The following is a 7,078-nucleotide window of genomic DNA, read 5'->3' on the forward strand; positions in this document are numbered from 1 at the left end:
TTTGTAGGGGCCGATCTTTAACCTCTCAGACCGCCTTTGGCGGTCAGCTCCCCTATAAAGGGAGCCTTGGGCGGCCCGCTTGAACTGGTGATGTACACACCATACATGACATGTGATGCATGAAAACACGCACATATATCAGCATACGTTATGCTCACATCGTCATAGCGGGCTTGCCACGTGCAAGCCCCTACGGAGCAGTCCGCTGGACTGCGGTGGCTAACTGCTAACCGCTGACGGCTGACAGCGAACTGCGACCGGCGGCCTGCGAATAGCATTTTCTCCAACAGCATTTCGCGGGATTCCCACAACGGGACGCCAGCCACCGCTGTCCGTTTTTGCAGCCACCCTGCACTTCCCGTTGGTCAGTGCCTGGTGGGCCAAAAAGGCTTTCAGGACGTCCCCTACGATATCGCATACAGGCGATGAATATGCCACTGATTCCCCTGGTCTTTCTCTGGCAGAACGGCTATAATAGAATCAGCAAAACGACAAAGGTGGTAATATTATGACTGAATCTGAAATCCGTGATGCTGTCCGGGAAGCCGCGAAACTGGCTAAGGCTTCGAATCCGTTGACACCGTCTATTACCAATACGGTGACCATTAATTTCGTCGCCAATGCCCAGCTGGCTGTCGGCGGTTCAGCGGCAATGGTCTATTTGCCTGATGAAGGCGTCAGTATGGCCAAGGCCGGTGCCTCTATGTATATCAACGTAGGGACGTTGTTCCCGATTTATGCGGAAACCCTGCCGAAGACGGCATCCGTACTCCACGAAGAAGGCAAACCCTGGGTCCTGGATCCTGTGGCTATTGGCATGGGGCAAATGCGGACCGACCTTTTGACGACCTTTAAGGCTTATAAAACGTCCATCATCCGGGGCAACGCGTCTGAAATCATAGCCCTGGCCGGGTTATGGGGCTTAGAAGGTGGTTCTGATACGTCGGACGTTCGCGGCGTCGATTCTACCGATTCCGTCCGTTCAGCCGCTCCGGCTGCCGTCGCTGTGGCCCGTTGGACCGGTGGGGCTGTAGCCATTTCAGGCGAAGAAGATCTGATTACCGATGGCCGGCAGCTTGTCTTTTCCCAGGGCGGTTCAGAAATGATGCCTTGCATTACCGGGACTGGCTGTTCCCTCGGCGGCGTCATGGCCGTCTATGCAGCCGTGGCGGATCCCTTTATCGCCGCTATTACCGGGTCGGCCGTCTATAACCTGGCCGGGACGCGGGCTGCCGCTCATGCTAAAGGGACGGGTTCCTTCCAGACGGCTTTCATCGACGAACTCTATGTGGCAACGCCCGATGCGATTGCTCAGAATCCATTGCTTGTAGAGGAGGCATGATCTCATGAATACCTTAATTGCCGTAGCCATCGCCCCTTGTGGGACTGGTGATGAATTTGCACCCTATGTTGCTGAAATCGTGCGCATCATCCGGGAATCGGGCCTGCCGAACCGGACTAATTCCATGTTCACCGAAATCGAAGGTGAATGGGATGATGTCATGGCTGTCGTCAAAAAAGCGACGCAATACCTGACCGACCAGGGCCTGCGGGCCGAAGTCGTCTTGAAAGCTGATATCCGGCCGGGCTACACGAATATGATGAACAACAAGACCAAGGCCGTAGAAGAGATATTGAAAAAATAACTTGACAATATCGCTCCATCGTAGTATACTGACATAGTCAGTTAACGCATGGAGTGATACTCAAGAGGCTGAAGAGGACGGTTTGCTAAATCGTTAGAGGTCGTAAGGCCTGCGAGAGTTCGAATCTCTCTCACTCCGCCAGATTACTGGACAGAGGGACTGTTACATGAAGGTTTCGACCATCATGTAACAGTCTCTTTTTTTTATAGTTTATAGCACAGAGTTTGTTGTTTACAGAGAAAACCTTTAAATTTAAAGCCATCCGCTAATCACTAACTGCTAGCTATTGACCACTTAAGAGGAACTGTCGCGATGCGACAGCTCCTTTTTTTATCCCTTGACATATACCCTATTGGGGTATATAATCTATATCGTTGATACGGTATGGGGGTATATAACACGATAAAATATACCCCATACAGGTATTTTGAAAGGTGGTTTTTTCATGAATAACAATAATATCTTAGAAGTTCGAGATTTGCGGAAAACATTTCATACAAAAAGCGGCCATACCGTCAAAGCAGTGCAGGGCATTTCTTTTTCGGTCGCCCGTGGAGAGATTTTTGGCTTCTTGGGGCCTAATGGCGCCGGCAAGAGTACGTCTATTGCCATGCTGACGACGCAGCTTCCGGCCGATGGCGGGACGATCCTTCTCGATGGGACGTCGGTCCTGGATGACCCGGTGACGGCGCGGGGGAAAATCGGTGTCGTCGCGCAGCATAATAACCTGGACCGTTCGTTGACGGCGCGGGAAAATCTCTTATACCATGCCCGGTATTTTGGCATGGATAAAAAGGAAGCGAACCGCAAGGCCGATGAGTATTTGGAAAAATTCGGCCTGGCTGACCGACAGGACGACTATGTCAAGACCTTTTCCGGCGGCATGGCCCAGCGCCTGAAGATTGCCCGTGCCATGATGCATACGCCGGATATTTTATTCCTTGATGAACCGACGACGGGGCTGGACCCAAATTATCGGGAAATTTTATGGGAAAATATGCTGGAGTTGAATAAGCAGGGGACGACGATTTTCCTGACGACGCATTACATGGAAGAACCAGAACGGTTCTGTCAGCATATTGCCATCGTCGACCATGGGACCATCCAGGCCCAGGGCACGGCAGCGGAACTGGAAGCCTTAGTGCCTGCTGATGCTGTCCACGGGCGCAAGGCGACGCTGGATGATGTATTTGTCTATTTGACAGGCCGCAATATGAACGAACGGCAGTAAGTGAGGGGGATTATATGAAACAGAGAAAAGTATCTTTATCCCAGGCTTTCTGGGCTATGGTCCAGCGGGATTTGCTGGCACAATGGCGCGATAAGAATGAATTCATTTTCCGGGTAGCTATGCTGCCCCTGGTCCTGATCATCGTTTATGGCTATGTCATGCCGCATATCGGCTTTGTTCCGGAATCCTTCCCGTCGCAGATGTTTGCCGGCATGATCGGCATGAGTATCCTCATTACGGGGATTCATGGGACGGCGATCCCCTTTACCATGGATTTCAATAATATGCATGAAATCGAAGACCGTCTGCAGGCTCCGGTACCACGCAATATCGTGGCCTATGCCAAGATGTTCGTCGGTATCGTCGAAGCCTTTATCGGTGGCATCATCGTCCTTCCCATTTCCCTTATTTTTATGGGCAGCCAGATTGAAATCCACTTGACGGCAGAAATGATTCCTTTGCTGGTCCTGGTATTAATCCTCATCGCCCTGGCTTCGGCCTCGCTGGGCCTGCTCGTCGGGACCATCGTCAAGCCACCGCAGATTGCCGCTATGTTTCCGGGATTCCTCATGCCCGTCGTCTTTACCGGTGCGATTTTCTTTTCCTGGTACAGCTTGGCGCCGACTCCGATTTTCCAAAAGCTGGTTCTCCTCAATCCGTTAGTCTATGCCAATGAAGCCCTTCGTTATACCCTGACGCCACAGATACCCAGTATGCCGCTGATTTTTTCACTCCTCGGCCTGGCTGTCAGCATCGTCATCATGGGGAGCATCGGCTTCCGGCGTTTCCATAAAATGACCAATCGTGCCTGATGGTGTAAAATAATTATGGGGAAACTTTAATGCGTTAAAGAGAACATAAAAAGATAAATTTTTTTAATGAATCGTTTCAAAATATCTTATCCCAAGACGTTTCCCTGGTTCAGTTGAGCCAGAAGCTGGCTGTAATATGTGGATTGTACAAAAAATCAAAATTTGGTACAATGAGGCAAAACGGGTATCGTCAAAGAACGCCAGCGAAAAGATTACGACCCTGCATAATGATTTTGGAATTGATTTGACACAAGAAGGAGAGAGGGATTTAGCAGTCATGTGCAACTTAGGAGAAGGAATATATGAAGATGGCCTGATGAAAGGCAGCAAGAAGGATGGGAAAAAGGCAGAAAAGAAGGTAGAGCAGAAGGTAAAGAGGAAGGCCGAACCGAAGGGAATTTGGAATTCGCTCTCGAACTGTTAAAGGATGGGATGGCCCTGGATAAAGTGGCGAAGTATAGCAAACTATCGTTGTCCATGATTGAAAAACTGGCCCAACAAAATAAATTGATTTAGTATAAAAAGATGACTTTTACTGGATAGAGAGCACCTAGGAAAATTTCCTGGGTGCTCTTTTTTGGCATGGGGGCCATTGAATATTTTGATAATAGAATTTAAGCACTATTGAACAGCGTTTCTGATGTTTTTTAAGAGTCCAGTGTAATAAAAAAAGTACTCTATAAATAATCCGCATACTAACGCATCAGTATGGAGAAGTTGACAAATTTATTATGAAATTGTACTATAATTGTTAGAAAAAAGAGCTATTTGGCATTTGATGCGTACATTATTATGGTAGGTGCAATGGCTTGCGTTAATTTATAACATCAGGAGGTTACGAATATGAAAAGATGGAAAAAAGTGATATTGACTTGTATGTTAGGAATGGGAATTTCTTTTGGAATTGGTGGAATTGCACCACAAAATATGCTTTTTATTTCTCCGGCCTATGCAGCTGAAGCTATTCCTATGGAAGATACTTGGCTTTTATCGTATGGGGACAATCAGTATTATTTAAAGGGGGGGACTTTACAATTCAGGCAGCCAACAAGGGAAGTTCGCGCATCAGGAGCATACAGCTTTCAGGCAAAAATAATCTGCGTGTATCCGGACGGAAGTTATGAAACGCATCAATATCGCATGGCATCCAAGGGAGCGCTTGGCGTCTCTATTGATGGTGGCCCGACAACGGTTGTAGATTCTGATTCATTGTATGCGCAGCTGTATAATGCAATTGGCAATAAGTACGTCTGGTAATATATCCATACATATCGTCTTTGTGCTGCCAGTGATGGCAGCGGAAGGAAGTTTATTATGAAAACACTTAAACGGATTGGTGTTTGCACTATGTTAATGGGAGCGTGCACGTTTGCCATGACAGCTTTGCCCTCGATTCTACCGGACAGTCAAATCGGGAGTGTAAATGTGGTTCATGCCCAGAATGATATATGGGTAGGAAATGGACTCTATGTAGATATTGATAGTATTCATGTGACAGGCGGACGTTCCAATTATGATGTATACCTCGATACATCAGATGTCTATCATGCATATCATGCTTATTTTTGGAAAGATGGCAATACGATGTATTCATCTTGTAGTGGATTGTATGACACAACCAGTGTTAGTTATTTACATATACAGACGTTAGCAGATGAGATTAATTTGATGTGTAGTCGTGCAATGTCGGCTTGGGATGGTGATTAAGTTTCAATCTGATAAAAGATGATCTTTACTGGACAGAGAGCACCTAGGAAAATTTCCTGGGTGCTCTTTTTTATATCCATTTTTGTAAATGAAAATAAATTAGCAAAATTATGCGGATTCTAGTAAAGTATCCGGCGTATTTAGGCTAGTGTGGTTCTAACCTATCCCTTGTATAATAAAAATAGAATTATTATGAAAAGGAGGTGGGAATCATGGCTAAATTTTGCCCTCACTGTGGTGCTAAATTGAATGATAATGCTAGTTTTTGTAGTTCTTGTGGTACCCAATTGGTGGAATCACCTCACACGGCAGAAGCATCCTCTAATCAACATCATGCGGTCATCTATAGAGAAGATAAGTCGCTGGAAGACATGTTCTTGCGCAAAGAAGGTCGGCTGAACCGGTTGCGGTATTTTAAGCGGATGTTAGCTGTGTTAGGAGCTCGTATTGGTGTCGTTATTATTTTGTGGGCCATTTTATCGGATTCATGGGGGAATACTTCGGCAGGAGTCGATGCGTTGATTGCTGTTATTTCTATTGGATTTGCATACCCTGAATATTGCTTGACTTTGCGACGTCTCCAAGATTTAAACGAAAAAAATTTGAAGATGGCTTTTTGGTTTGCCGGAATTGATGTACTGACTATTATTATGAGCAGCGTGACATTGTCTCAGCGGGCTGAGCGAAAGATGATGATTTTTGGGATTGCTTACTTGATTTTCTTTATTTATCTATTAGTTAAGGCGGGGACGCCGGGAGCGAATCAATATGGCCCGGACCCGTTAGGACCGACGCAATAAGGAGTGAGATAGCATGGGAAAATTTTGTACGAAATGTGGACAACCGATTCAAGATAATATAAAATTCTGCCCTCACTGTGGCGCTGTTGTTGAAACCGTGCCATCAGAACAGGTTTCTTCACATCAACCAGTTTCGTCCGCTGTCAATAGGACACCTTCTTATCCAGTTCAACAGCATCATAATATTCGTAGTGATTATTTTTCTATTACTGGGCGTATAAGCCGGAAAACATATGTTATACGTTTTTTGATTTTAATGGCAATTTCGATTGTGTGCCATATAGCGTTTATGCTAGATGTCACGCTTATTTCTGTATTAGCGTTATGCCTGGTCCTTATACTGTGTGTATCCAGTATCACGCTGGCTATCCGGCGCTTTCATGATGTCGGTAAATCCGGGTTTTATTGGCTTCTTTTCCTAGTCCCCGTTGCGAATATCTTTGCCCTGTATTTATTGTTTGGCAAGAATGGGACGCCAGGACCTAATACATATGGAGAAGCTCCTTTTGAATGATGTCATCGTTTATTTCGGTTTTAGGAATAGAGGATACAGCAACTGAAAAAGTTGCTGTATTTTTTTTAATAGACAATTTCTGTCCTTTTGAGTTCGTATAATTGAGTATATAAATTCGTTGGGAAAGTCATAGGGATTTGTTTCAGAAATTTGTCAAAGAATCCTGGGGTTTAATCAAAAATAAGGATTATTTAGGCTAGTGTTTTTATTATGCATTTAACTTATAATTAAATTGTAACAGATTCCGGAAGGGCAGATGTATTTATGGATGAAAATAAGAACAAGATTTATAAACTAGTGTATAGTCTCTTCCATATATACAACAATCGGTCATTTGCTTAAATCCGGGTACAAAGACACCAGTTTGA

Annotated in this window: 9 protein-coding genes and 1 tRNA gene; all 10 read left to right on the plus strand. The window is 45.5% G+C overall.

Annotation, left to right across the window (positions count from 1 at the left end; genetic code table 11):
* The first annotated feature begins 508 nt into the window (after window positions 1–508).
* The 10 genes from thiM to ACE418_RS13120 all read left to right on the plus strand — a co-directional run bounded on the left by thiM (window position 509) and on the right by ACE418_RS13120 (window position 6,710).
* Window positions 509–1,342 carry a hydroxyethylthiazole kinase gene (thiM, locus tag ACE418_RS13075; protein WP_416451018.1) on the plus strand — a complete coding sequence of 278 codons (834 nt, stop codon included), beginning with the start codon at window positions 509–511 and terminating at the stop codon, window positions 1,340–1,342.
* Between the two features lie 4 nt (window positions 1,343–1,346).
* A complete protein-coding gene (locus ACE418_RS13080; RefSeq protein ID WP_416451019.1) occupies window positions 1,347–1,646 on the plus strand; it encodes an MTH1187 family thiamine-binding protein in 300 nt (99 codons plus the stop codon).
* Between the two features lie 50 nt (window positions 1,647–1,696).
* Window positions 1,697–1,787, plus strand: a tRNA-Ser gene (locus ACE418_RS13085).
* Window positions 1,788–2,091: 304 nt separating this feature from the next.
* Window positions 2,092–2,877: an ABC transporter ATP-binding protein gene (locus tag ACE418_RS13090; protein ID WP_416451020.1), complete on the plus strand. Its 786-nt coding sequence runs from the start codon at window positions 2,092–2,094 to the stop codon at window positions 2,875–2,877.
* Window positions 2,878–2,891: 14 nt separating this feature from the next.
* Complete coding sequence (locus tag ACE418_RS13095; protein ID WP_416451021.1) at window positions 2,892–3,689, plus strand: ABC transporter permease; 798 nt, start codon at window positions 2,892–2,894, stop codon at window positions 3,687–3,689.
* 136 nt (window positions 3,690–3,825) lie between these two features.
* Window positions 3,826–4,113, plus strand: coding sequence for a hypothetical protein (locus ACE418_RS13100; protein WP_416451022.1), 288 nt, complete (start codon window positions 3,826–3,828; stop codon window positions 4,111–4,113).
* Between the two features lie 419 nt (window positions 4,114–4,532).
* Entirely contained in the window at window positions 4,533–4,946 is a 414-nt protein-coding gene (locus tag ACE418_RS13105; RefSeq protein WP_416451023.1) for a hypothetical protein, read from the plus strand.
* 57 nt (window positions 4,947–5,003) lie between these two features.
* On the plus strand, window positions 5,004–5,396 hold the full coding sequence (locus ACE418_RS13110; protein WP_416451024.1) for a hypothetical protein: 393 nt from the start codon (window positions 5,004–5,006) through the stop codon (window positions 5,394–5,396).
* A gap of 212 nt (window positions 5,397–5,608) precedes the next feature.
* Complete coding sequence (locus ACE418_RS13115; protein ID WP_416451025.1) at window positions 5,609–6,196, plus strand: DUF805 domain-containing protein; 588 nt, start codon at window positions 5,609–5,611, stop codon at window positions 6,194–6,196.
* A 13-nt stretch (window positions 6,197–6,209) separates the two neighbouring features.
* Entirely contained in the window at window positions 6,210–6,710 is a 501-nt protein-coding gene (locus ACE418_RS13120) for a DUF805 domain-containing protein (RefSeq protein ID WP_416451026.1), read from the plus strand.
* Window positions 6,711–7,078 lie beyond the last annotated feature (368 nt).

This window comes from Megasphaera jansseni (assembly GCF_047974155.1).
In the GTDB taxonomy this organism is placed as follows: Bacteria; Bacillota; Negativicutes; order Veillonellales; family Megasphaeraceae; genus Megasphaera.